This is a genomic window from Endozoicomonas sp. G2_1, assembly GCF_017744155.1.
Classification (GTDB): Bacteria; Pseudomonadota; Gammaproteobacteria; order Enterobacterales; family Alteromonadaceae; genus JAGHQT01.
Genome location: NZ_JAGHQT010000019.1, coordinates 43,560 through 68,963 on the forward strand (window position 1 = coordinate 43,560; position 25,404 = coordinate 68,963).

Sequence of the window (25,404 nt, forward strand, 5' to 3'; positions counted from 1 at the left end):
AAAAGTTGGTGTATTCGCCAAGTTTACAACATGGCTCTAAGCATCCAAGCGGTTTTCTCGTGCTCTCTCATCCGATCAGAGATAAGCGCTGCCGATGACTCATCTTCGGCTTCTTGTGCAAGTTTTAACGCTTGACGACAGGTTCTCACTACCGCTTCGTGGCTTGCTGTTAAAATGACAATCATTTCATTGGCTGATGGCACACCATCTACTTCTTCGATTGAACTCAACTGAGCAAACGCCTTGTACGTGCCAGGCGCAGCAACACCTAAAGTTCTGATGCGCTCTGCAATATCGTCAACCGCGGTTGCAAGTTCAGTGTAATGCTCTTCAAACATTAAATGCAATTCGCGAAATTGTGGCCCAGTGACATTCCAATGAAAATTATGGGTTTGCAAGTACAAGGTGTAAGAGTCAGCCAGTAAGTGCTTTAACCCTTGAGCAATTTCAATACGCGCGTTTTCTTCGATACCAATGTTAATATTAGCCATGTTACTTCTCCCAAAAATTTATACATCGCTGTGCTTGATTGGCAGTTATAATATCTAAGGCTTTTATTCAAATAAAACGAATAAAAACTATATTTACAATCGTTTTATTTGATTTAACTTTTATCGTGTTCTTGCTGCGCTTTCTTCCTATAAATAAATTAATCGATAGTTGTTGGTATTACCGTTAATAAAGCGCGCTGGCCTATCGCAACTTGTGCATTAGGGAAAATGATGGCTTCGCCCTGTGTCTTAGCTCTATGCTCAATGTTGCCATCGGTTGCCAACAAGTCACCTATGTTAAATTCGGTAAAGTTTTCAACGTCATCGGCAAAGTGCAAGGCAAAGTCTTGATGATGACGATCAATGATTTGGTCGATGACAAAAAGGTTGAACTCGTCTTCTACAAACTCTGCTAAGTTAAGCGCCTGATCGCTAATCAAGTTTGCCAAGGTTTGACGAGTCGCGGCAAAGCTCGCTTGATCGTTTTCACCAAATGGCTTGACCTTACCCAATTCAACGGTAAACGCATGGGCACCAAACTGACGACTTGAGAAATAACTAAACGTTGTCGTAGGTGATTGCGACAACAAAAAGGTTTCAACACCACACGCCTTTAAGAAACAAAACTGTTCTTTGTCGTATGCTTTACCGTGTAAAAACGGATATACGGCAAATTTTTCGTGTTTAGAACCACGAATAGCAGTGTGTAAATCATAGTGATAACGAGTGCGCGTTTGGCCGTGTTGTTCACTGAGTGCTTGACCTTGGCCAAAAAACTGTTCGACGGTTTGCTCTAGTAATAATGCGCGCTCACGCTCTTTGTTAATTAAACCTAGTCCTTGACTATGAGCACCAGAGAATAAGCGATTCATGTTCTCTTCAACAAAACGCTCGCCGATATTAATCGCCGCAGGATTGCCAAAAATAAATAACACTCGTTGCGCTAAGTCGAGTGTACCGTTCAATAACTGTTGTACTAAATCGCGACATATTTCGATTGGCGCTGTTTCATTACCATGAACCGCACAAGACAACACAATGTCTTTGGTCGTAGTACTAATATTTGCTGGCTCGAAGCTAATCAAACCAGTATCAATAACTGCCACGTTAATCGTTTGACCGCTAGCATTAGTGACATCAAATTGACTCGGGGCAAGTGAGTTAGGATGTTGGCGAGTTAGGCTGAGAAAGTCGCCTTCGGACATTAGGGTCTGCAAGTAATAGGTCATGGCATCACATCAAGATAAAATTTGACCGTAGTTTACCGAAAAGGCAGCTAAAATAAAGTGCTGGCTTAGCGGGTAACATAAGTTTAACTAATTGAAAATGTAAGAAATTACTGACGACTGAATAGTTATTTGAAGATCATGATTGAACACTCAACGCTGTAGTTATTAAGCAAATAGTTATTCAACACGGCCAAAGACAAAATAAATATAAAAAGTGGTGAAATTTGTGGAGAGTAGCTTGCGCACTCTCCATTTGTTAGCCATGAGTGACGAGTTTTACTTTTGGCTCAGTTACAAGCCCGCATCGGTAAACGCAGTTGAAACAATTTGCTGAGCTTCGCTAATAATACGTTCAAGGTGATTGTTATCAATAAAGCTTTCGGCATAAATCTTATAGATTTCTTCAGTGCCCGATGGCCTTGCTGCAAACCAGCCGTTTTCGGTCACCACTTTTATCCCGCCAATAGCCGCGTTGTTACCCGGCGCATGGCTTAACACTTGTTCAATTTTTTCACCCGCTAAAGTATCTGCGGTAATTGCGTCGGCGCTCAGTTCGGTTAACACTTTCTTTTGTGTAAGATTAGCAACTGCTTCAACCCTACCATAACAAGGTTGTCCTAACTGCTCCGCTAGCTCCAAATAATATTGGTATGGGTCTTTACCCGTTACCGCCAAAATCTCAGCAGCGAGTAATGTCATAACAAAACCGTCTTTATCTGTGGTCCAGCAACTACCATCACGCGCTAAAAACGAAGCGCCCGCGCTTTCTTCACCGCCAAAAGCGTATTCACCGCTGTGCAACCCATCAACAAACCACTTAAAACCAACCGGTACTTCCGACAACGGTCGTTCGATATGCTTAGCTAAACGGTCAATTAAAGAGCTTGAGACCAAGGTTTTGCCGATTTTAGCTGTTGCTGACCAATCGCGATGGGTCATTAAATAGTGAATGGCGACCGCTAAATAATGGTTTGGGTTCATCAAACCACCCGATTTAGTAACAATACCGTGACGGTCAAAGTCTGGATCGTTACCTACAGCAACGTCAAAATCATCTTTCATCGCAATCAAGCCGGCCATAGCATAAGGCGATGAACAGTCCATGCGAATTTTGCCGTCTTTATCCAAAGGCATAAAGGCAAAACTAGCGTCGACCACAGGGTTAACAACGGTGAGATTAATCCCGTATTGCTTAGCAATAACGGGCCAGTAGTGAATACCTGAGCCGCCAAGAGGATCAACACCAATGTTAATACCAGCTTTGGCGATAGCATCAAAATCTATCGCTTGGTTCAACTCATTACTATAAAAGTGAATAAAATCGCGCTTAGTTAACAAAGATGATTCAAGCGCTTGGCTATAGTCTAGGCGTTTAACATCGCGCAATTGGGTGGCCATGATTTCATTCGCACGCCCTTCAATTTGCTTGGTTATCTCACCTTCAGCCGGGCCACCATGTGGTGGGTTGTACTTAATACCACCATCGGCTGGTGGATTATGAGACGGCGTAATAATTAAGCCATCGGCTGCGTCATCACTCGATTTATTGTGATCGATGATCAAACGAGAAATGACTGGTGTTGGCGTAAAGCCTAAATCATCTTGAACAACAAGGTTAACCCCGTTAGCAATCAAAACACTGACAACATCGGCAAAGGCTGGCTCAGACAAAGCATGAGTATCTTTACCTAAAAATAACGGGCCAGTGATGCCTTGTTGCTGGCGATATTCAACGACCGCTTGTGCAATAGCGACAATATGGGCTTGATTAAAACTGAGTTTGCTAGCACTACCGCGGTGTCCTGAAGTACCAAAACTGACCTTTTGCTCAACAACATTAACATCCGGTGTTTGTAAAAAATAATCACTGACAAGGCGGCCAATATTTATTCTATTTTCTGGTCTGGCTGCTTTACCGGCATGAGGGTGCACTGACATTTTGTTTCCTTTTAATGTTTGTTGTTTTTATTCAATTGGATTTTTATCGCTCGACAATAGTAACTCGACAACCCAATTTAACCGTCTGACAACTGACTACAGAAGTTCTCTAATTTTTTCTGCATCAGCTTCGTTGTAACCCAGCGAATTTGCGACTTCAGTTAACATCATCTTTTTGCGGGTGGTGTTTGAGTTAGTAATGACCCAAAACGGACTGTCTGGAATTTGTCTTGGCTTGGTACTGCTGCCGCTTTCAGCCAATTCTGATTCAGAGCGCGCGAAATAAAGTCGGTCACGACCACGGATATCGGTTACTAAGCCAAACTCTTGCTGATGAACGCGATAAAGTGCTGCCAAGATAATTAAGAAACGACCAACGGCACCGCGCTGAATCGCTAATTCTTCTTTGTTGATGTAATCAAATACCGAGTCAGTTGAAGCTTTTTTATTACTAGTTTTGACACTTTTAACTGCTTTTTTATTACTAGTTTTGACACTTTTAACTGCTTTTTCACTACTAGTTGTTTTACCTACTTTTTTAGCTTTGTTGGGCGCTGACGAAGGTTTAGCTTGTGCTGGGGGTTGCTGGTCAGCATCAGGTTCGCTTGCTTTTTCTGACACATTAACGGTTACAGTATCGTTAGCTACTTGTTCGCTTTGTTCAAATGCTAATAAACGACGCAAGATACTTGACGCGCTCTCGCCAATAAATTGAGTATTACTGGCAATATACTGATATAGCGCATCATCTACTTCGATTGTTTTCATGAATAACCCTGAAAAAGTTCAATAACCTCATGATTATACTGCGGCAAATTAAAAGCTTCTAGAGCAATAACAGAAACCTGCCAAATTATTTCTACCATTTTGATCATTGCGCAAGTTTGATCGGGAATGGCCTTGCAACCCCCGACAAAAAACGTAAAATTCTCGCTCTTGTCAGCTAATTAACTAATCACACGAGGCAACAGCAATGACATTGCTCAACTTTCAGCAACGAGGTTCCGGTCCAGATCTGATTTTGATCCACGGCCTATTGGGCAGTTTAGAAAACTTGGCAATGATCGCCAAACCGCTGAGTGAGCAATTTACCGTGACCAGCGTTGATGTGCGCAATCACGGCAGCTCTTTTGCTGAAAATAATATGGATTATCAAGTATTAGCCCAAGATGTTATCAATCTAATGGACTATCTCAACATTGAAAAATCTGCTGTTTTGGGTCATTCAATGGGTGGTAAAATAGCGATGCAACTCGCCTTAAACCGCAGCCATCGAGTTGAAAAATTAATCGTTGCGGATATCGCACCTGTCGAGTATCCAGCACATCACACTCACATTTTAAACGGTTTGCAATCGTTAGACTTAAACCAGTTAACGAGCCGCAGCCAAGCTGACAAAGCGCTGAGTGAATATGTTGAAGAAGCAGGTGTTCGTCAATTTTTGTTGCGTAACTTAAGTGTTGAACAAGGCAAATTGCGCTTCAAATGCCATCTAGACAATATTGTTAACTGTTACCCACAAATTATGACGGCCTATCAGGGCAGTGAACAATTCACAGCGCCAACTATCTTTATCAAAGGTGGCAATTCAGATTACATTCTAGCCGAGCACAAAACTCGTATTAATGAGCTCTTCCCCAACGCTAAAGCAAAAATTATTCAAGGTGCCGGCCATTGGCTGCACGCAGAAAAAACAGTTGCCTTTAATAAAATTGTACTCGACTTTTTACTGAGTTAATGCAGATATAAGTGAGCCTTTTAAGCGTTAGTACAAACATTAGTAAAAGCATTTTTTGACTTGAATTAATAAAACAGACAAAAACCCACTGAATACGAACCATTTTTAATAGAAAGCTAGCCTAGTGATATGCTATAGTGCCGCCAGAATTTTTGAGGCACCAACCAACCGCATTATATGCTAGCAGAATACTTAGAAGTCATTGAGGCCATTGGCCTTAACTTATTTTTCGCATTTATTTTTATTTTCATCGGCTTATCTATTCACGATGTGATGAAGAAAAATGATGTTCCGAAAATGGGACAAATAGTTGTTTACTTCGTACTAGTATTAGGTTGCGTTGGTTTTATTGCTAAAGGCGTGATTCAGTTTATTTGGGAAAGTCAGGGTGTTGGCTAACGCTAACAAACGAAATTAAACCATGGCGAAAGAAATAGCAGATATCACGACCATTGATTTATTCAATGATGAAAAAAGACCGGGACGCCCGAGAACTAATCCACATTCCCGCAGTGTTCAGGTCAAAATAAACAAGCGCAACCAAGTAAAGCGTGACAAAAGCAAGGGCCTTAAGCGAGTCGAATTTAAAATTCATATCGATTTGTTCGAGCAACTCGATCAAATGGCGGTAGAGCAAAACGTTAGCCGCAGCCAGTTGATTGAATCTATGCTGACCACGTGTTTAAAGAACAAAGACAATTTATCAATTAGTAAGTAAAAGGTTAACGGTAAATGGCAATTGTAGGTTTATTTTTCGGTAGCGATACAGGTAATACCGAAGCAGTTAGCAAAATGATCCAGAAAAAGCTGGGCAAAAAGCTAGTCGAAGTTAAAGATATCGCCAAAAGCACTAAAGAAGAAATTGCAGAATTTGATCTACTTATTTTAGGTATTCCAACATGGTACTACGGTGAAAACCAATGTGACTGGGATGACTTCTTACCTGAATTAGAAGAAATCGATTTTAACGACAAGCTAGTGGCAATTTTTGGTTTAGGTGACCAAGAAGATTACTCTGAGTACTTCTGTGACGCAATGCAGCCACTGCGTGATATAGCAGAAAGCAAAGGCGCTATTTTAGTTGGTCAGTGGTCAACGGAAGGATACGAATTTGAAGCATCTAAAGCATTAGTTGATGAAAATACTTTTATCGGCTTGTGTATTGATGAAGACAGACAGCCAGAGTTAACCGAAGAGCGCGTTGACAAATGGGTAAACCAAATTTATGACGAGATGTGTTTAGCAGAGTTAGCTGACTAATATCCGCTCTGATTTCACATCTTAATGCTTTTTTGAGTGCCGACCTTGTTGCTAACAAGTGTCGGCATTTTTATAAGTACAAGTTTATTCCTCTCGTCGACAAATAAATATTGGTAATTAAACATTGGACAAAAACGTTAATATTGGCTTTGGCGCTCAACAATTTAACTTTGCCGTTTATATAGCCAATCGCCCTAACTTAGCGGAATATCAAGACATTGGTCGCGTTGTCAGCTTACAAAAAAATGAAATTTACAGCATAGGTCAAGCGTGTGGTAATGGCTGGCGAAAGGTATTTAACGTTTACGCTAAGCTGCTATATGCTCTTGAAAGCACTAGCATCAACCAAGTGTTCGTTGACTACAGAAAAGGTTGCAGCTGTTGGCAGGAGCTTAGAGACCAACATCTATTGCAGGCCAATAGTGATAGCGCACTCTTGTTTAGCCCACCACAGCTATCGGTTAACAGCAATACAATTCACATTATCTGTGGTCGCACTTATGCCAAACAACTGATTAGCCAAGGCTTAGATACTCAGTTAAGCTGGCTCGACCAAGAATTTGCCATCGACCATCAGCAAAACATCATTGTTTGCCCATATTTTGATTATCGGCAACTCTCTAACATCAAAATCATTCGCTTGGTCGAATTGATCAAAGAACTAAGATAACCAATCAATAAATTTTAGCTGCGAGCACGCTTTTTTTTGCGTACGTACAGTACTCGATTCAACTTAGCGACAACATCGCCCTGCTCGTCTTTCACATAGACAGGAAATTCTGGCAAATATTTATCACCGTTGGCGGTTTTCTCAATGATATCATCGAGTACGCTTTGACTAATAACAAAGTCGGCGGTCACCCGACCCTTACCCGGCTTAACATAGTCGATATCAGCACTCTTGTCCCAAACGATATAATCACGGCCCAATTGAGCGTTGAGCATCAACATATAAAATGGGTCAGTCATCGCATATAGCAAACCACCAAAGTGAACGCCGACCGCATTGCGGTTCCAAAAACTGAGCTTCATGCTGACCGAGGCCGTTTTAAAGTCTTCTGATAACGCTTTAACTCGAATGCCGGTAAATAGAAAAGGCGGCCAAATATTTAACAGTAATTTCATTACCCAAGCTTTGCGAAACATTGTGTTGAGCATTTATTGTTTAATCCACGTTCAATTCTTATCTAGAAACTGATCGTACCAGATAAATTAATACGCTATAAGTAAAAAATCTCAATAAAATTACTTGAGTAATTAACTAAGGCTTTTCAGATGGACGATAAACTTCTATACTCTCAAGCAGAATTTCGACTTAATTACTCTAAAAGAGATTATTTTCTTATGCCGGATCAAAACGAAGAGCTAAAAAGAGCTGGACTAAAAATTACCCTGCCTAGAATTAAAATCCTTGGCATTCTCCAAGATCCTGACAATCAACACATTAGTGCTGAAGATATCTATAAAATATTGCTCGATCAAAATGATGAAATCGGCTTAGCGACTGTGTATCGCGTTCTTAACCAATTCGACGATGCGGGTATTGTTACTCGTCACCACTTTGAAGGCGGCAAATCGGTTTTTGAATTGTCTCATAAAAAGCATCACGACCACTTAGTGTGCTTAAAGTGCGGCCGAGTCATTGAATTTGAAGATGATGTCATTGAACAACGTCAGTTAGATATTGCAGAATCTCACAATATTAAGCTGACTAACCACAGCTTGTATCTTTATGGTGAATGCGAAGATAAAGTAGCATGTGAAGAATATCGCACCAGCAACCAGTAAAGTATCAATATAAAAAAACCGCGTTAATCGCGGTTTTTTTATATCTGAAACACCAGCTTTGTTTATCCGGCTCATAAAGCATTTAGCGAAGAAATCCAGCTTTGTGCCTGCTCAAGGTTGGTAAATGCTTGTGACGGAAAGCTCGGCAGTACTTTCTCAGCTAAACTCTTTTGTAGATTATCTGAAACAACAACCGCAATCCCCAAACAGCCAAAAGCTTGAAATGACGCCCAGTTTTTATCAACCACCTCATATACTTTAGGTGAGCCAAAGCTGTCTTTATCCCATGTTTCTATCACATAAAACTGCTCACAAGTCTTATTTTTTATTTCGTTAATATACTTTTGCGCACAGCTCACAACGCCTTCTTCGTTAAACGGCCCAAACGCATCAACGTAAAGTACATTCCCTTGCCAGTTCAGCTCAATTAAGCCATGCCCTTGCATCATAGCGCACCTTCACCATTACAACATTATTGATGAACCAATAGATCTAATCATAAGATAGCAAGAGTTAAGTATTTTACAAAGCTAAACTGTAAACCTACTCGCCAATTGTTGCAGAGCATTGGTCATGTTTAACTGATATTTAGCTGTTTCAGCAATTTCAAATGCCGCTTTATCTGACGCTTGTGAATTTTGATCAATGGTCAAAATGTTCTGCTCAAGCTCTCTAATCGTCATTGACTGTTGCTCTGTTGCCACTGCAACAACATCAATACCGCTATTTAGGTGCGCAATCGCTTGATTAATTTGATTGAGAGAGTCTTTAACAACATTAGCGCTCTCTACCGCAGTGCCAACTTTTGATTGGCTTTGGTCTATCATCGCAAATGCTTGACCAGCGCTTTCTTGGAACTGGTGAATAATGCTTTCAATTTGTCCTGTTGATTCTTGTGTTCGCTGGGCAAGAGTTCTCACTTCATCGGCTACTACCGCAAAACCTCGGCCTTGTTCGCCTGCCCTAGCCGCCTCTATGGCAGCATTCAAGGCTAATAAATTGGTTTGTTCTGCAATTGATTTAATCACATCAATAACACTGGTAATACTGTCTGAGGCTTGATGCAAACCATTAATTTTATCTGATAATTGATTGATATCAAAAGATAAATCTTCAGTAACATTGACGGCATGAGAAACAGCCGCTTGACTACTTTCACTCAAAGACAAGGTTTGTGCAAAATCATCTCTCGCTTCTAACGTATTTTTTGAGATATCAGCTAAACTAGCCGAAAACTCTTCAACTGCTGCAGCCACCATAGCAATACTTTGTTGCTGTCCTTTAATTTGATCAGCATTGGTATCGCAAACACTTGAAGTCTGTTTGGCTGAAATAGCAATGTCTTGGCTTTTACTCAACAAATCTTGAATCACATCGGCAAAAGTCACTAAGGTGCTATTGAGTCGCCCAGCAATTATACCAAGTTCACTATTACCAGAAGTTTTTGCGCGTACCGTTAAATCGTTACTCTGACCGACCGCTTTAATCACTTCAGTAATGTCACTGACTTGTGAGCTAAGCGCTTTAGTCACCGAAGTACCAATCAAGACAATTAGTAAAAGTACAATAATAGATATTGCTATTACTAACCACAATTGCTGATAACACATGCTAATTTGCTTTGCTGTCGCGCTAATTAAATCATTTGCCAGCTTGGCTTCGGTTGCTTTGAGTGCGTTAATCCGACCGGTTGCTTGAGAGAACCAAAACTCAGGATTTTGCACTAGTTGACCTTGTGCATTGTCTAATGCGTAAGCGCGCAACCTGTTAACTTCGTCGACCGCTTTAATAGCAACCTGCTGCTGATAAAATTGTTTGTGACTATCGCTGGCACTGGTCTCAAATAACTGAAAATAGGTGTCCTGCTCAGAGACCAATCGAATAAATCGCGCTAACAAGCTTGATGAAAACTGCCCTTTGGCAAACGCGTTTGACAAAACTGCGCGCTCAACACCGGCTCTTTCTTTACCTTGTAAAAATGCCGAATAGGCATATAGCTGTTTAATCGTTTGAGGCGTCTCTGCTATCTCGATAACTAACTGAGAAACGCTCAGTAAATCTCGGTTGCGACTGGTGTAATATTTTAGTGCATCAGGTAAGGTGATCGACATTTTGTCAACCTGGCGCCTAATGGCGGTTAACTCGGCTAAATCTCTAGTTATTTTCGTGTTCAAGGTCACTAAGCGATCATCTTCAAACGCGTGTAGTAAAAGATAATCTTGTTTTGCTGCAAGCTTTTCATTGGTTAACAAACGTTGAGCGGCTAACTTGTCGCCAAATTTACTGCCATTTGAGCCAATAAAACCTGCTGTCATACCGCGCTCTTTTTGCAGCTCGTGGACCAACTCGCTATAAACGACTGAAAGCTGAACTTGTGATGACAGTCGCTCTAACCGAGTAATATCATTTAAACTACTCATTAACATTGATACGCCAAACCAAATCGAGGTCAGCAAAGGGAAAATAACGATAAGTACAATTTTCCTTGTAAAAGATAGATCCTTGAACGTCATGGTACACTCTACATGTTTAGATTAAATACACTAATAACCGCTTAAAATTTGACTATAGATGAATTATTTTTATTCATCAAACTTCAACAGTTGAAATAAATTTGTCTATATTGCTCAATTGCTATTCAAGCCTGTAAAAACGGCAATATCATTAATTTTCACCGATTCAAATATTCGCTATAATCGCCACCAATATCGCTTTTTGCCGAAATGGATTGCTTAATGCCAAGCTTACGACGAATCATCCTTATCGATACCCATTTACCTGGCGTGGTCGAACTTAAACTCGATGGCCATACCAATATTTGTGGTACCAATGCTTCAGGTAAAACCACACTCCAACGTTTAATTCCAGTATTTTATGGTGAATATCCAAGCCGGGTTGTTCCAGCCACCCGTGATAGTTTTGAGCGTTGGTATTTGCCGCGTCAATCGAGTTTTATCATCTATGAATACGAGCGTGGTGACACAACTTCAGAAGTTGATGATGCACAACTTTGCCAAGCGGTACTGTCGTCAAACGGCAATGGTGTTAACTACCGCTTTATTGCTAAAGCGTTTGAAATAAGCGATTACTTGATTGAAACCCAAGCAGGCCAGCACACCAGCGTCGGTATTAATGAATTGGTGCGAACTCACAAGCGCAACAATGTTTTCGCCACTAACTTGCTCAATACTAAAGAGTTTCGGGCAATTATCCAAAACGATCGCAGCGTCTTAAACAACTCATCCAACAGCAGAGAACTACTGGGTTACGCCCGCTTATTTAGCTTGAGCGAGCAAACAGAAAGCCTGCGTCATATCGAAAAGCTAGCAAAAGCGGTGCACTCTAAAGAAGGCAAAATGGAAACCATTAAAGCCATGATAGCCGCTATTTTAGAGGAAGACGGCGTTCAGCCGCCAAGTTCAAGCTTAAATCCAAACCGCGTTGAAGATTGGATTCGCGAATGTGGTTTGATTAAAGAATTTGACAGTATTCGCCCAGAATTTGCCAAACTTGAACAAGCAGATCACAGCTTGCATCAGACCGAACAGCGTCTGGCTGAACTCAAACAGCAGTATCAGCTCGACGCCAATCACCTGAGCCATATTATTGAACAAAGCCAAGCCCAGCTCGATGAAGCAGGTATCGAACTCAAGCATCAAGAGCAGCAGTGGTATCAATTGCGCGACCAGCTCAACCAAGAACTGTCTGCCGCAAAAGCCGATATTGACAAGTTTGAAGCCGACTTAGAGCAAGTAGAGCAAGAGTTTGATCACTGGCAACAACAAGATATTGAGAACTTGCAAGCAAACCTGCAAAAACTGCCGAGCTGGCACAGCGAACTCGATATTGCTCAAACCCGCTACAATCTGCTGACTGAAAAGCACCAAGATGTTGAATCAGCGTTTAACAAGCGCTTGGCCGACTTAGAAGAAAAGCTCAATATCAGTCTTGAAAAGTACAATCAGCTCAAACACCAATTACAAGAAAAGCGCAGCGAGCAAAAGCAGCAAGAGCAGCTCGAACTCAACCGAATAAAGCAAGAACATCAGGTTGAAAAAAATCAGTTAGAACAAAACCATCAGCAGCAGTTAAGTGAGTTGAAAATTGCTCAAGCGGAACTCAACGCGTCAGTTAAAAATGCCGGCTTTAATGAGTTTGAACAAAGCCAGTTAGAAATGCTCGACGCCAGCATAGAGGAAGCCACCCTCAGTGAAGATAGCTTGCGTGAACAACTCTATCGCCGTCAACACGATTTTCAACAAGCCAATAGCGCTCAAAAAGATGCAGCGGCTGAACTTGAGAAAATTCGTCAATCGAGCCAAGCTCAAGAGCGAGTCATTAAGCAGATTGAAGCCTTGCTCTACCCCGGCGATGGCACACTATTAGAGTTCCTGCGCGAACACAAGGCCGGTTGGGAGCAAAGCTTGGGAAAAGTGGTCAATCCTGCGCTACTCAATCGCCAAGATTTAAAGCCAAGTGTTACTGATAATCAAAACAGTTTATTTGGCCTAACGCTCGATTTAGCGGCCATCGACAGCCCAGAATACGCGCAGTCGGAGCAAGCGCTGCAAACCCAACTAGCCGATGCACAAGATAAACTCAGCAGATTAGTTGAACAACAGAATGAAGCTGAACAAAGCCTCACCAAAGCTAGTGAGCAAGTGCGCAATCTCGAATTAGCCGTGGCCAAAGCTGAAGGTGAATGTCGCCTTGCAGAAACCAATCGCAAGCGCGTACAACAAGAAAAATCACAACTCCAGCAAGAGTACCAACAAGCATTAGCACAGCGTAAACTAGAGGCTAAAAAGCGACTAGATAAAAACCAACAACAACAAAAACAGCTCAGCAATCAGCAACAATTGGCGCTGACCGAACTTGCCGATCAATTTCGCGAAGCAGAAACAGAACAGCAATTTCACTGGCAACAGTTAATTGGCGATACCGAAGCTGAGCTCAGCCAAGTTGACAGTCAAATTGACGATGCCAAGAAAACCGCCGAGCAAGACAAAATCGCTTGCCAGCGCTGGCTTGAAAACGAGCTTAACCAGCGCGGTGTCGATGTTGATGAAATTGGTCAATTGAAAAAACAGATCAAACAGCTAAAAACGGATATCGATTTTACCGAGACCAATCGCAACAAAGTTAACGACTACCAACATTGGTATAAAACCGTGTTTACCGGTCACAAACTCAATTGGCAAAAAAGCTTAGAAAGCGCCAAAAAGCAAGCGAGCCAAGCAAGCAGACAACTTGAACAACAAGGTTTGGCATTTAATCAGCAAAAAGCTCAGTTACTGCAAACCAAAACCAGTTGTGAGCAAACCTTAACGCAGTCGAGAAACCAAGAACACGAGTTGCAATCGGTCGTTAAAGGCTTAAATAAATTGCACTTACCTAAGCTCGATCTGACCAATGAACAAGGCTTTGAAGCGGTAAATATTGCTCAGCGGATCAGCGAAGGTTTAGCGAAACTGCAAAGCCGTGAACAACTATTAACCGACATTCGCGTCTACGTTGAACACTTCGACGCGCTAATTGCTGCACAAGCAGGTACGGGCTTGTCAGACACTTGGGAACGCTCGCGCGAAGAGTGTGCGACCATCAATAGTCAGGGCATTAAAACCGTTGATCACCGCCGCTTGGTCAGCCATCTCGCTCAATTACTCAATGTTATCGTTCCGCAAAAACTACAAGGTTTGAAAGAGCAAGGTCGTATTTTTGGTGCCGATTTAGCGCAGTATTACAATGTCTTAGAAGATATTGATAAACGCATTGGCAATCAGAGTAAACGCATCAGCAAAGAAGTTGACGAAGAGCTATTTTTAGACGGCGTTTCCGACTCTGCGGTTAAAATTCGCTCCCGAATCAGCGAACTCGAATTCTGGCCGGCATTGGCCGAGTTTAGAAGCTTATATGAACAATGGATGCAAACTGGCGCCAGTGAATTACCTGAAGACGATTATGCTCAAAGTATGCGCCGCGTACTCAACATTCTTGGCCGCGCCGCACTGAGTGGCGGTATCAGCAAATTACTCGATATTGAACTGCACCTTAAAGAAGGCAACAGCAACTTGATTATTCGCACTGACCGTCAGCTTAATGAATCGTCAAGCCACGGTATGGCCTACTTAATCTTGTGTAAGTTCTTATTGGCCTTTACCCGTTTATTGCGCGGCAGCGCCAATGCCACCATACATTGGCCAATAGACGAGCTTGGCACCTTGCATCAAAGCAATATCAAAAAGATTTTTGACGCCTGTCAAAACAACAATATTAGTGTGGTTGGCGCCTTCCCTAATCCTGAATCTGAAGTACTTACCCTGTTTGACAATCGCTATTTAATCGACAAAGCGACACGAAAATTACAAGTCATTCAACCGAAAGTGAGCGCGATTAGCGAGCGCATTAAAGCCCGCTTATCTTATGAAAATCAGGCTCAAGAAAACCAAGCCCAAGCGATTAAGCCCGAGTCAGACGCTAGCCAGCAGGAGCAACAAGTATGATCACAGAACAAGGTCGGGTGCTAGAACTTTTACTTTCTGGCCAATTTATTTGTCAAATCAGCGATGAAGATGCCTGGCGCTACCTAAAAACCGCCGACAATAATCAAGCCATCGACGGCCAGCTCAACACGCTTAATCGCACACTGGCAACCGCCGCAGAAGGTGAAGTGTTTTTTGCTGCTTACCAAAGCCTCGGCGATAGTGAACGCAAGATTTTAGGCCAACAGTTTCAAGAAGTTGCGAGTCATTTACAGCCCTTGGTTGAATGGCTTTTACTGGTACAACAAGCCGCCGGCTCAGACACGCCAATTAGCCAAGGGAGCGCTATTCGCTTAACTGAAATACAAGCAAGCTTAGAGGATACTCCAGCGTTTGCCGAACAACTGGAAAAAATATCTCGCTACAGTTTGTTTGGCTCAACCAGCAGCCAACTCGATGGTCAACTAAAACTGGTTTTTAAACGCTTAACCGACTTGGGTTATGTCTTAAAACCCAATAGCGAAAAGCAAATTTACCTGGCAACCGGCAAAATTGATTATTTGTACGACGTGATTCGCTTTATTGACGAGACCGAAGCACTCTCGCTTGCCGAGCAAGCCGAACAAGCGGTCCAGCAAGGTAGCTTGATATGAATTTGCACCAAGCAGGCGTTAGCCTGTTAAAGGCCTTGAGTCGCCACAGTGACTTAATTATGCAAACTTATTTGTCAGGCAGCTTAAACGAAAACGAGCACTCGCCAAAAGTGATTGATAAGTTAATGCAACTGGGCGTGCTATGGCGACCAGAGCCAGATGCTGAACTCAGGCTTAAACAAGCCGTGCGCAACTTACTCGAAAGCAGTTTACACGATGAGCGTAACAGGCAAATTGATGCCAACATTGGCTCATCACTGGCGGGCTTAAAAACGCTTGCTCAGCACTATAAAGAAGCGCTCCACCTGCAAAAATTCAGTGATGCCAGTGCTTACCTATCAGACCTAACCGAGCACGTTTATCAACTGACTGAGTCGTTAGAAAACAGTGTCCGCACCTTGTTTAGCCGTATTAACAACGAGTTCGGTTACGTCGGCTCTATCGACGCGAAAATTCGCGAGAACCAATTAGCGCAAGAGCAAGTCTCAGAGCTGTTGAATCAGCTAGAAATGTTTCAATTTGACCAACTCAGTATTGAAGCAGGCAGTAACCGAGAGCTTAGACACTTATTGGTAGTGACCTTGCAGCAAAGCTTTGCCAAAGTGACTCGAGAACTCGCGGTTGTACAAGCGCGATTGTTAGCCCTACTTGGCAGATTCCGTGAATTTAAAGGCCGCACACAGTTACTCAAAGGTTTTTTATTACACCTTGAGCAACAACCGGATTTTGCACCGAAAAACTACAGCCAATTCAGCCAAGTGCCACTGTTGTTTAATCAGGCCAAAGCGATCATTAACCCCGCAGCGGTCGATGTTTTTTGCACAGCACAAGAACATGACTTACAAGAAATTGTCGGCAAGCTAAAAGCGATTCATCGTCATCAACAAGCAAACATTGACGATAGTGAACGCAAAGCTCAGCAAATTTTAGTCGAACAGCAGGCCGAAGTTGAATTTAAAGAAGACATCTTGAAACAAGCGGCTGAAGCATATTTCTGCCAGGTGATAGAAACTGGGCAATCGCTAACCGCGCTGGACTACTTAAAACAAAACGAATTAGCCTTTGACGCCGAAGCTTGGCTATACCAAGTGATTGGTGAGTACCAAAGCTTGCCACTCGAAGAACAAAGCTACTTTGCCATCGATACCATTGGTCATGATCACCCTATTTACAATGGAAACTTCGTTATACAAGATCTTGAACTAGGTCTTAGGTAAAAATTCATCAAGCTTTTTTACGACGGAATAATTAGTGGCTAAATGAAAAATAAAGATGAAAAAGTTTTTGCGCTGATAGGTATTGTTTTTACGACATTACTTATCTTATATCAATTATATCGACAAGAAGTGCCTTATAAATCAGGGGGAAGTAGAACGCTTGAAAACGATCCTATTTCTTATTGGTTTGCAATCGGCTTTGATATCACCATATTTCTATACTTCGTTTATGGCTATTTAAAGAATAGATAGCGCAAGCCTTTAGCGATGAATATAGCAATAAAATATATTAAAAATTAATCACAAACTCAGTGGGTGTAAAGATATACACCCACTCTGTTTGTCTACTACTAATTTTTAACTCTACTGACCGCTAATTTTTGCCCAAGTATCGCGTAAACCAACAGTGCGGTTAAACACTAGCTTATCAGCACTACCGTCTTTGCTATCTAAGCAGAAGTAACCTTGGCGTTCGAACTGATAAGCCAATTCAGCTTTAGCCTCACGAAGTGCCGGTTCAACTTTCGCCGTGTTAATCACCACTAAAGATTCAGGGTTGATGACCGCGTGAAAATCCTCTTCAGCCGCTGGGTTAGGCACAGTGAATAAACGATCGTACAAGCGCACTTCTGCATCTAGACTTTGCTCAGCCGAAACCCAATGAATAACGCCTTTTGGCTTAGTACCATCTTCTGGGTTCTTACCTAAAGTATTTTCATCGTAAGTACAGTAAACCGTGGTAATGTTGCCGTCGCTGTCTTTGTCACAGCGGGTTGCAGTAACGACATAAGCGCCGCGTAAACGAACGGCTTTACCTAAGACAAGACGCTTGTATTTCTTGTTGGCTTCTTCTCTGAAATCTTCCGCTTCAATGTATAACTCACCACTAAATGGCACAATACGGCTGCCTTGGCTGTCATCGCTTGGGTGATTTTTAACGGTTAGCTCTTCTACTTGCCCTTGTGGGTAGTTTTCAATCACCAATTTAATTGGATCGAGCACCACCATTGCACGTGGTGCATTGTCATTTAGATCTTCGCGAATACAAGCTTCCAACACGCCCATTTCAACGGTGTTGTCCATCTTAGTTACACCAATGCGTTTGGCGAATTCGCGAATTGACGCCGGCGTATAACCGCGGCGGCGGAAACCAGCAATGGTTGGCATACGAGGATCGTCCCAGCCATTAACTAAGTTCTCTTCAACTAACGCATTTAGCTTGCGCTTACTCATCACCGTGTATTCTAAATTCAAGCGCGAGAATTCGTATTGGCGAGGCTCAGACTCGATAGAAATATTTTCGATAACCCAATCGTACAAACGGCGGTTGTCTTGGAATTCCAAGGTACATAACGAGTGAGTAATATTTTCAATCGCATCAGAAATACAGTGAGTAAAGTCGTACATCGGGTAAATGCACCACTTGTCACCAGTTTGATGATGGTGAGCAAACTTAACGCGGTAAATTACCGGGTCGCGCATGCACATGAAGCTAGACGACATATCAATTTTGGCGCGCAGTGAACACTCGCCTTCTTTGAACTCGCCGTTTTTCATTTTTTCGAATAACGCTAAGTTCTCTTCAACCGAGGTATCGCGATATGGGCTGTTTTTGCCTGGCGCTTTTAACGTACCGCGGTACTCACGCATTTGTTCGCCGTTTAAGAAACAAACATAGGCTAAGCCTTTTTCAATTAACTCAACGGCATAACCGTATAAACGATCAAAATAGTCTGACGAATAGTGAATATCACCCGCCCATTGAAAACCTAACCACTTAACGTCTTCCTGAATCGAATTTACGTAGTCGATATCTTCTTTTTCTGGGTTGGTATCATCAAAACGCAGATTACACAAACCGTTGTAATCTTGGGCGATACCAAAATTTAAGCAGATAGACTTAGCGTGACCAATGTGTAAGTAGCCATTTGGCTCAGGTGGAAAACGCGTTTGCACGCCAGTATGCTTGCCATTGGCAAGATCAGTATCAATGATTTGACGAATAAAATTGGTTGGACGGTTTTCAGCTTCCGACATCCAGGGAACCTCTAATCAAAATAAAACGTTGTGTTGCACGTTTGCTTATATACGCGCAGATTAACTTAGTATATCAAGTCAATCTGCGAGAAAATAGCAACTAAACGCTTATTTTAACAATTAAAGGTAAATTTTTACGTTGGCAAAAAGCCGTTACGCACCAGCATTTTCAAAGAACGCCGCCATCCGATCTTTTAACTCTTGATCAGTTAAATCTTCAATATGCGTTGCAATTGTCCAAGTGTGACCAAATGGGTCTTTTACGGTACCGGTTCTGTCGCCGTAAAACTGATCGGCTACTGGACGAGTTTCAATCGCACCCGCTTCAATTGCTTGCGCTACGGCTTGATCAACATCCTTTAAATACAACATTAAGCTCACCGCGCTACCACCTAACGTGTCTGGACTAAAAAAGCCCATCTCTGGGTATTCTTCAGTTAGCATCACAATTGTGTTGCCAATTTTTAGTTCAGCATGTGCTACCGTGCCGGTCGGTGTATTGAGCTCTAAAGTCACCTTCGCGTTAAACGCGTTTTGATAAAACTCTATGGCTTGGTTAGCATTGCGCACCACCAAGTACGGATTAACCGAACGAAAACCTTTTGGAATGGGTTTAACTGACATTTTTTTGTCCCTTTACAACAAACTTAGTAAATAACTGGGCTTCTCAACACATGATAGGTGTTTAAAAAGCAATCGAGCTAGCTATAGTTATATCGCAAAAAAACAGCATTTCCAGTATAAAAAAATAGCAAGGATATTACTTTGAGTTATTAGTGTCTAAAGCATCAGAGGTTGGTCGGTAACCCTTGTACTTGGGTAATTGGTCAATATTATTTAACCACTTAGCTTCACTGTCACAATAAATATGGGCGTTGGGCAAAGGTATAGGGCTGTTGTCATCGTATTTATCGATAAGTGGCAGCGGTATTTCAATGGTGTGAACGGCTCGATTATACCTTGACGTAAAACTAACACTGGCGCCGCATACTTGGCAGAATTGCCTAATAGTTTTATTTTTCGCTTGATAAGCAACAAGTTTGTTTTGGCCGCTGAGCCAAGTCAAATGTTCTAATTTGACTTCCGCTAGCGTTGAAAACGCAGCACCGTGAAATTTTTGGCACATCCGACAATGACAATGGGCAACCGCTTGCTCAAAAACGTCAACTTTAAAGCGAATGGCTGTGCACAAGCAGCTGCCCCAATAAGCCATTGCAACTCGCCCTACACCATATCTACGGTATCTTTTAACGCCAACATCAGCTGATGTGCGCTTTCACCAGACATTTCATATGGATTGAACTCAGGTGAGCCAGAAAACAGCATATTTACATCGCGAGTTAAGGCAGTATATGGCACATACCCCATGTGCCAATGGGAAAATTCACGACGATTAATTTCTTTATAATCGAGCATGACAATATCTTCATGGCGGGGGTCGTTTAAAATTCTGTGATAAGTCCGGTTAATCGCGCTTCTAGATCCTTCAATGCACTGTAAAAAATAATTGCTACTAAAACACAACAGCCCTGTAACGTGATTACGGCTATTGTGTTTTCGAGCACTAGCGAGAATGTCTGTGATGTCGTCACTAGAGAACGCATCGGACAACTTACTGGTATAAACGAGACGAACGAGAAACATAACTACTCCTTACCGTTTTAAAATAATTGAACTTGCTATTAGTTCTAGCCTAATCAACTAGTTATTGACAAGTAAAAAATGACACAGATCTTGGATTTGTCGATAAAACCCTCTATATTGGAAGAAAAAGTATAATAATCAAAAGGATTGCTGCGATGAAAATACTCGTTGTCGATGATATGATTTCGATGCGTCACGTCATGTTACACATGCTTCGTTCACTCGATTATACCGATACCGATGAAGCTCCAGACGGCTGCCAAGCCTTTGATTTATTGCAGCGTCAACACTACGACTTGGTGATTACAGATTATCACATGCCCAAAATGGATGGCATGGCATTACTCAGAGCGATTCGCGAAGATGAAAGACTCGCCAAGCTGCCCGTAATCATGGTCTCATGCGAAGATGAAAAAGATAAAATAAAGGCCGTTATCCAAGCGCAAGTTACCGACTTTATCGTCAAGCCATTTAACCAAGAAACGCTTGCCAAAAAAATGAAACACGTAGAGCAGTTAATCAATCCCGATATATGCATTGTGTAAGTCAAATTCTTTGATTTAACGTAATAACCACAACATCTTTTTTGTCTAAGATGCTAATTTAATAACCCGTTTTTCAGCACCTGTTACCAGTTTGGCTAATTGTTGAATATAAGCTAACCTAACTCAGGTCTATCAAATAACGCACTCGTAGCGTGTAAATTCTTATAACAAAGTATGCAAGGAATACTATCAATGTCTCAACAACAGTATCGCTTAATCACCCGCAGCGATTTTGACGGTTTAGTCTGCGCCATTTTGCTCAAACACATTAATCTAGTAAACGACATTAAATTTGTTCACCCAAAAGACATGCAAGACGGTTTAATAGAGGTTGGTGATGGTGATATATCTACCAACTTGCCTTATGTTGAAGGCGTTCATTTAGCCTTTGACCATCACCACAGTGAAACCTTGCGCAACGAAAAACGCGACAACCACATTATTGACCCAAGTGCACCGTCGGCCGCACGTGTTGTTTATGATTATTACGGCGGCCCAGAAACCTTCCCTGCTGAATGGGAAAGTATGATGATAGCAGTCGACAAAGGTGACTCTGCGCAATTTAATCAAGACGAAGTACTCAACCCTAAAGGTTGGGAATTGCTTAACTTCATTATGGATTCAAGAACAGGACTGGGCCGATTTCGCGAGTTTCGCATTTCAAACTACAACCTGATGATGGACTTAATTGATTACTGTAAAAATCACACCATCGATGAAGTGCTTGCGTTACCAGATGTTAAAGAGCGCACAGATCTTTACTTTGAGCACGAAGCAAAATTTAAAGATCAAATTCAACGTTGCGCAACCGTACATAATAACCTCGTGGTTTTAGATCTGCGCGAAGAAGAAGTCATATATTCAGGTAACCGCTTTGTTATTTACGCCCTATTCCCGCAGTGCAATATTTCAATTCACGTCATGTGGGGTTTTCAAAAGCAAAACACTGTATTCGCGACCGGCAAATCAATTTTTGATAAAAGCTCAAAGACTAATGTTGGTGAGCTCATGCTTAAATACGGCGGCGGTGGCCACAATGCCGCGGGTACTTGTCAAATTGCTCACGAGCAAAGCGAAGACACCTTAAAAGAGCTGATTTCAGCAATTAATGCTGATGGCTAATTGACTACAGTAAAGCCGTTATTAGCGCCGACAAAAACAAAACGTCGGCGCATCGAATACTCCCCTATCAATTAATTTTTTGCCAACTGAATATTGTTTTGCCAAGATTCGGTCTTTTCGCCTGTTAACTTACTATTCTCGACTCAGTTACTTGGATTTTATATGAATATAGTTTGTCACCATTGTTTTACCACTAATCGCATTCCAGAAGACAGAGAGCACAACCACGCCGTTTGTGGCAAATGTCAGCAAGCCATTTACCAAGCCATGCCGGTCGACTTGTCTAACAATACCTTTTACCCGTTTGTCGAACGCAATGACTTACCAGTGATTGTTGATTTTTGGGCAAGCTGGTGTGGTCCATGTCAGAATATGGCGCCTGTTTACAATAAAGTGGCGACATCAACCGACAGTATCCTGTTTGCCAAAGTAAACACAGAACAAGCACAACAAATATCAGCCGATGCGGGTATCAGAAGTATTCCAACGTTAATTTTCTTTCATCAAGGCCAAGAAATTGACCGGGTTTCTGGTGGACTCAACGAAGCTCAAATGAAACAGTGGATCATGCAATGTGTGCAAAAACTGAGTTAAGTGATGTTATTGGCTAATCGAGGTATAATGGAGAAAATTACCTAGATCAGGCCTTAATTCGATGTCGACAGAAGACATTTATCTCAATAACCCACTGCACGGCTTAAAACTCGACGAGATGATTAACCAACTCGTCGACCATTATGGCTTCGAAATTTTAGCCGCTTACCTCAACCTAAAGTGTTTTAGTACCAATCCTAGTGTTGCCTCAAGCATCAAATTTTTAAAGAAAACCGAATGGGCACGGGAAAAAGTAGAAGCCTTTTATCTTTATCAATACAAAAGCCTGCCACGAGCAAGTGATGAGCAATTTCAGCTCCCGCCGAGAAAGCGCATCATTCCTGCTCACCACAAAGCTAAAGCGCCAGCAGAGCTTAGTTTAGAGGACGCCGAACGACTGCGCTTAAAGCGAGCTGAAAAAGCAAGACGCCGAAATGCAACACCTAAAAACCCTTGGGGAAAATAGACTCGTTTGTGTATTAATGAGTGGCTGGCGAGAGTTTTACTGATTAGTGGTGTCTCAATATCATAGATATTTCTAGCGCCCTACACGAGAAATTCAAGCACAAAAAAAGCGAGTCATTATGACTCGCTTTTAGTTTCTTACTTTTTTAGTATTAGTTGTTTTGCCGTGCTAATTTTAGTTAGCGATTTGCTGCAATTAACAACTCTTGCTCAGCCTTCTCAGCTCGAGACTCTAATGATTTAACTTCAATCAGATTTAAATCTGGGAAGTGTGTGATCTTAGCAAACGCGTCGTGCTGTTTTTCAAACTGCTGTTGTGCAAGTTTATTAAAGAAATCATCGTTCTTTACACTGTGCTTATCAAAAGTCTGCGCTACACATTGTTCATTCATCGTCATCGTTGACGAGTCAACACATTTTAAAATTTCTGCTCTTTCTGCCATGGCGGCTTGGCTAAAACTTAAAACGGTTACTACAGCAAGTATATTTCTCAAGTTATACATAAAGTTCCCCTTTAAGTGTTTGTTAAATATATAGTAACAAACTAAAGAAGATTTTGCTAGCACAGTTTTATGACAGCTATATTACAGTCATTAAAAATTTACATTATTGTCACATTAAAAATTAAGCTATTGATAAATAAGACATTAACCTGTAACAAAAGAGTTCTCTTAAAGAAAAATAAAAAACAAATGTGACAATCATCAGCGTTTTATGACAAATATTTTTTCGCGATACTTGCTAGTTTTGAACGCCATAGGTAAACCTACGTGCTAACCATTCAAATGGCCCTTGCTGATAACGATTGAGCCAATACTGAGACAAGCTCACCAATAAAAACCAAACAAAAACGACAAACAACAACTGCGAAACTCGGCTAAACGAGCCAAATAAACCTAGCCCCCAACCTGAGAAGACAAAACTGCAGATAAGCGTTTGCAATAAATAGTTGGTCAACGCCATTTTCCCAACATTGGTTAATAGTTCTTGCGCTCGCATAAAAATTCGATTTTGATAACAAATAACAATAACAGCAAGATAACTATAACTTACCAATAGACTACCCCATTCGTTGTAAATGAAGTTGTCGAATAAACTTGTTACCTGCCACTGCTGTTCAACATTGAGTTGGTTGCCATACCCTATTATTGCTAAACCAGCAACCAAGCTAATAGCAGCACTGAGCTGAAGTGTTGTGTTGCGCCAACCGCCTTCAAAAAACTTTAATTGGCACAAAGCCATACCAAGCAGCATTAGGCCTATAATACGGGGGATATAAATAAATACAGTGCCCATCATTTCTGATGCCATAGCATGTCGAGTATCCATTTGCGCTAACCATGACGACAGCTGTATCGCTGTTTCCTGGTCGATTTGCTCTTGGGTCGGCGACCACACCGATAAGAACTCCTGCTGCTCTTCTGGCGACAGATACTCTATAACCGAACCAATGCCCGACAACATCAGTGATGACAAACCGATAAGTATTAAGGCAAAAATAATAAGTGTTGTTACCGAACGCCGACGAAACCAATAAGCAACACAGCCAGCAACGGCATAGGCGAACAATATATCTCCATACCAAAGCAGATAAAGATGGGCGGCCCCCAACAAACCAAGAAATAACATGCGTCGATAGTGCAACTCAGCAGCACCGTGACGATGGTGTTGTGTATTGCTCGCCATTAGGAAAATTCCCGCACCGAATAACAGTGCGAGTATATTCATAAACTTTTGATCAGCAAATAAGTGAGAAAAGTAATATGCCCAGTAGTCGGCTCCTGTTAAATCACCGTAAGCAACTGGATTGCCGTAGGCCGCATAAATCATAGAGAATGATTGGATGTTCATGATCAATATGCCGAGAATCGCGATGCCTCGAATCACATCTAGTGAGCCAAGCCGAGCTAATTTAGGGGGATTGTGAGATATTGGATGCGACTCAAGTGTTCGCGATTTTACCGACTCTTCCATGCTGATGGGTTCCAACTGAAAAACATTAACTGATAGACGAGTCTCGCTAAAAATACTTGAACATACAAGTCACTAGTGAAGAATCTTTATTTTTAAAGATAAAAGTAAAGAATCCACCTTCTAAAGAAGGTGGCTTTGCGTAAGCCCCCTAAACAAGGGGGCTGGGTTATCCTAGTAAATGTAATTGACGTTTCTCTTCTTGTTTCTCCATCTTGTCTTGATGCCGT

General features: G+C 41.8%; 27 protein-coding genes. 14 read left to right on the forward strand and 13 right to left on the reverse strand.

Annotated elements, in window-relative coordinates:
* Positions 1-23: 23 nt before the first annotated feature.
* From J7384_RS16420 to seqA, 4 genes are all read right to left on the reverse strand, one after another.
* A complete protein-coding gene (locus J7384_RS16420) occupies positions 24-491 on the reverse strand; it encodes a Dps family protein (protein ID WP_247741838.1) in 468 nt (155 codons plus the stop codon).
* A 158-nt stretch (positions 492-649) separates the two neighbouring features.
* Complete coding sequence (gene astE / locus J7384_RS16425) at positions 650-1,696, reverse strand: succinylglutamate desuccinylase (protein ID WP_209115622.1); 1,047 nt, start codon at positions 1,694-1,696, stop codon at positions 650-652.
* A gap of 315 nt (positions 1,697-2,011) precedes the next feature.
* Entirely contained in the window at positions 2,012-3,658 is a 1,647-nt protein-coding gene (gene pgm / locus J7384_RS16430; protein ID WP_209115623.1) for a phosphoglucomutase (alpha-D-glucose-1,6-bisphosphate-dependent), read from the reverse strand.
* A 96-nt stretch (positions 3,659-3,754) separates the two neighbouring features.
* Positions 3,755-4,426, reverse strand: coding sequence for a replication initiation negative regulator SeqA (gene seqA, locus J7384_RS16435; RefSeq protein ID WP_209115624.1), 672 nt, complete (start codon positions 4,424-4,426; stop codon positions 3,755-3,757).
* 205 nt (positions 4,427-4,631) lie between these two features.
* On the opposite strand from seqA, the gene J7384_RS16440 reads away from it, so the two are divergent.
* The 5 genes from J7384_RS16440 (at position 4,632) to J7384_RS16460 (ending at position 7,326) form a co-directional block, all read left to right on the forward strand.
* Entirely contained in the window at positions 4,632-5,396 is a 765-nt protein-coding gene (locus tag J7384_RS16440; protein ID WP_209115625.1) for an alpha/beta fold hydrolase, read from the forward strand.
* A gap of 177 nt (positions 5,397-5,573) precedes the next feature.
* Entirely contained in the window at positions 5,574-5,795 is a 222-nt protein-coding gene (locus J7384_RS16445) for a DUF2788 domain-containing protein (RefSeq protein WP_209115626.1), read from the forward strand.
* Positions 5,796-5,817: 22 nt separating this feature from the next.
* A complete protein-coding gene (gene ybfE, locus J7384_RS16450; protein ID WP_209115627.1) occupies positions 5,818-6,114 on the forward strand; it encodes a LexA regulated protein in 297 nt (98 codons plus the stop codon).
* A gap of 14 nt (positions 6,115-6,128) precedes the next feature.
* Positions 6,129-6,656 carry a flavodoxin FldA gene (gene fldA, locus J7384_RS16455; protein WP_209115628.1) on the forward strand — a complete coding sequence of 176 codons (528 nt, stop codon included), beginning with the start codon at positions 6,129-6,131 and terminating at the stop codon, positions 6,654-6,656.
* A 124-nt stretch (positions 6,657-6,780) separates the two neighbouring features.
* Positions 6,781-7,326 (forward strand): hypothetical protein, encoded by a 546-nt coding sequence (locus tag J7384_RS16460; RefSeq protein ID WP_209115629.1) that lies wholly within the window; start codon positions 6,781-6,783, stop codon positions 7,324-7,326.
* Between the two features lie 14 nt (positions 7,327-7,340).
* Here J7384_RS16460 and J7384_RS16465 read toward each other — a convergent pair whose 3' ends face one another.
* Entirely contained in the window at positions 7,341-7,781 is a 441-nt protein-coding gene (locus J7384_RS16465) for a DUF4442 domain-containing protein (RefSeq protein WP_247741839.1), read from the reverse strand.
* A gap of 219 nt (positions 7,782-8,000) precedes the next feature.
* Here J7384_RS16465 and fur point away from each other — a divergent pair, with 219 nt between their 5' ends.
* Positions 8,001-8,444, forward strand: a complete 444-nt coding sequence (gene fur, locus J7384_RS16470; RefSeq protein ID WP_209115631.1) for a ferric iron uptake transcriptional regulator — start codon at positions 8,001-8,003, stop codon at positions 8,442-8,444.
* Positions 8,445-8,515: 71 nt separating this feature from the next.
* Here the strand turns inward: fur and J7384_RS16475 are convergent, their stop codons facing one another.
* The gene (locus tag J7384_RS16475; RefSeq protein ID WP_209115632.1) at positions 8,516-8,893 is read right to left on the reverse strand and encodes a hypothetical protein; all 378 of its coding nucleotides are present in this window, start codon (positions 8,891-8,893) and stop codon (positions 8,516-8,518) included.
* An 81-nt stretch (positions 8,894-8,974) separates the two neighbouring features.
* A complete protein-coding gene (locus J7384_RS16480) occupies positions 8,975-10,864 on the reverse strand; it encodes a methyl-accepting chemotaxis protein (protein WP_209115633.1) in 1,890 nt (629 codons plus the stop codon).
* 315 nt (positions 10,865-11,179) lie between these two features.
* Here J7384_RS16480 and J7384_RS16485 point away from each other — a divergent pair, with 315 nt between their 5' ends.
* The 4 genes from J7384_RS16485 to J7384_RS16500 are packed head-to-tail and all read left to right on the forward strand — an operon-like array spanning position 11,180 to position 17,048.
* Complete coding sequence (locus tag J7384_RS16485) at positions 11,180-14,947, forward strand: ATP-binding protein (RefSeq protein ID WP_209115634.1); 3,768 nt, start codon at positions 11,180-11,182, stop codon at positions 14,945-14,947.
* Complete coding sequence (locus tag J7384_RS16490) at positions 14,944-15,579, forward strand: hypothetical protein (RefSeq protein ID WP_209115635.1); 636 nt, start codon at positions 14,944-14,946, stop codon at positions 15,577-15,579. Before J7384_RS16485 ends, J7384_RS16490 begins: the two co-directional genes overlap by 4 nt.
* Positions 15,576-16,796 (forward strand): hypothetical protein, encoded by a 1,221-nt coding sequence (locus J7384_RS16495; RefSeq protein WP_209115636.1) that lies wholly within the window; start codon positions 15,576-15,578, stop codon positions 16,794-16,796. Before J7384_RS16490 ends, J7384_RS16495 begins: the two co-directional genes overlap by 4 nt.
* A gap of 42 nt (positions 16,797-16,838) precedes the next feature.
* Positions 16,839-17,048, forward strand: coding sequence for a hypothetical protein (locus J7384_RS16500; RefSeq protein ID WP_209115637.1), 210 nt, complete (start codon positions 16,839-16,841; stop codon positions 17,046-17,048).
* Positions 17,049-17,159: 111 nt separating this feature from the next.
* Here J7384_RS16500 and glnS read toward each other — a convergent pair whose 3' ends face one another.
* From glnS to J7384_RS16520, 4 genes are all read right to left on the reverse strand, one after another.
* The gene (gene glnS / locus J7384_RS16505) at positions 17,160-18,833 is read right to left on the reverse strand and encodes a glutamine--tRNA ligase (protein WP_209115638.1); all 1,674 of its coding nucleotides are present in this window, start codon (positions 18,831-18,833) and stop codon (positions 17,160-17,162) included.
* A 153-nt stretch (positions 18,834-18,986) separates the two neighbouring features.
* Entirely contained in the window at positions 18,987-19,457 is a 471-nt protein-coding gene (locus J7384_RS16510; RefSeq protein WP_209115639.1) for a VOC family protein, read from the reverse strand.
* Between the two features lie 136 nt (positions 19,458-19,593).
* A complete protein-coding gene (locus J7384_RS16515) occupies positions 19,594-20,046 on the reverse strand; it encodes a GFA family protein (RefSeq protein WP_209115640.1) in 453 nt (150 codons plus the stop codon).
* Positions 20,047-20,057: 11 nt separating this feature from the next.
* Positions 20,058-20,477: a BLUF domain-containing protein gene (locus tag J7384_RS16520; protein WP_209115641.1), complete on the reverse strand. Its 420-nt coding sequence runs from the start codon at positions 20,475-20,477 to the stop codon at positions 20,058-20,060.
* A gap of 155 nt (positions 20,478-20,632) precedes the next feature.
* On the opposite strand from J7384_RS16520, the gene J7384_RS16525 reads away from it, so the two are divergent.
* The 4 genes from J7384_RS16525 (at position 20,633) to J7384_RS16540 (ending at position 23,204) form a co-directional block, all read left to right on the forward strand.
* Positions 20,633-21,022, forward strand: coding sequence for a response regulator (locus J7384_RS16525; RefSeq protein WP_209115642.1), 390 nt, complete (start codon positions 20,633-20,635; stop codon positions 21,020-21,022).
* Positions 21,023-21,214: 192 nt separating this feature from the next.
* A complete protein-coding gene (locus J7384_RS16530) occupies positions 21,215-22,144 on the forward strand; it encodes an exopolyphosphatase (protein ID WP_209115643.1) in 930 nt (309 codons plus the stop codon).
* 162 nt (positions 22,145-22,306) lie between these two features.
* Entirely contained in the window at positions 22,307-22,738 is a 432-nt protein-coding gene (trxC, locus tag J7384_RS16535; RefSeq protein WP_209115644.1) for a thioredoxin TrxC, read from the forward strand.
* A gap of 61 nt (positions 22,739-22,799) precedes the next feature.
* Positions 22,800-23,204 carry a VF530 family DNA-binding protein gene (locus tag J7384_RS16540; protein ID WP_209115645.1) on the forward strand — a complete coding sequence of 135 codons (405 nt, stop codon included), beginning with the start codon at positions 22,800-22,802 and terminating at the stop codon, positions 23,202-23,204.
* A gap of 178 nt (positions 23,205-23,382) precedes the next feature.
* Here J7384_RS16540 and J7384_RS16545 read toward each other — a convergent pair whose 3' ends face one another.
* Both J7384_RS16545 and J7384_RS16550 read right to left on the reverse strand, forming a co-directional pair.
* Positions 23,383-23,706, reverse strand: a complete 324-nt coding sequence (locus tag J7384_RS16545) for a hypothetical protein (protein ID WP_209115646.1) — start codon at positions 23,704-23,706, stop codon at positions 23,383-23,385.
* A gap of 238 nt (positions 23,707-23,944) precedes the next feature.
* Positions 23,945-25,177 carry a DUF418 domain-containing protein gene (locus tag J7384_RS16550; protein WP_209115647.1) on the reverse strand — a complete coding sequence of 411 codons (1,233 nt, stop codon included), beginning with the start codon at positions 25,175-25,177 and terminating at the stop codon, positions 23,945-23,947.
* Between the last annotated feature and the right edge of the window lie 227 nt (positions 25,178-25,404).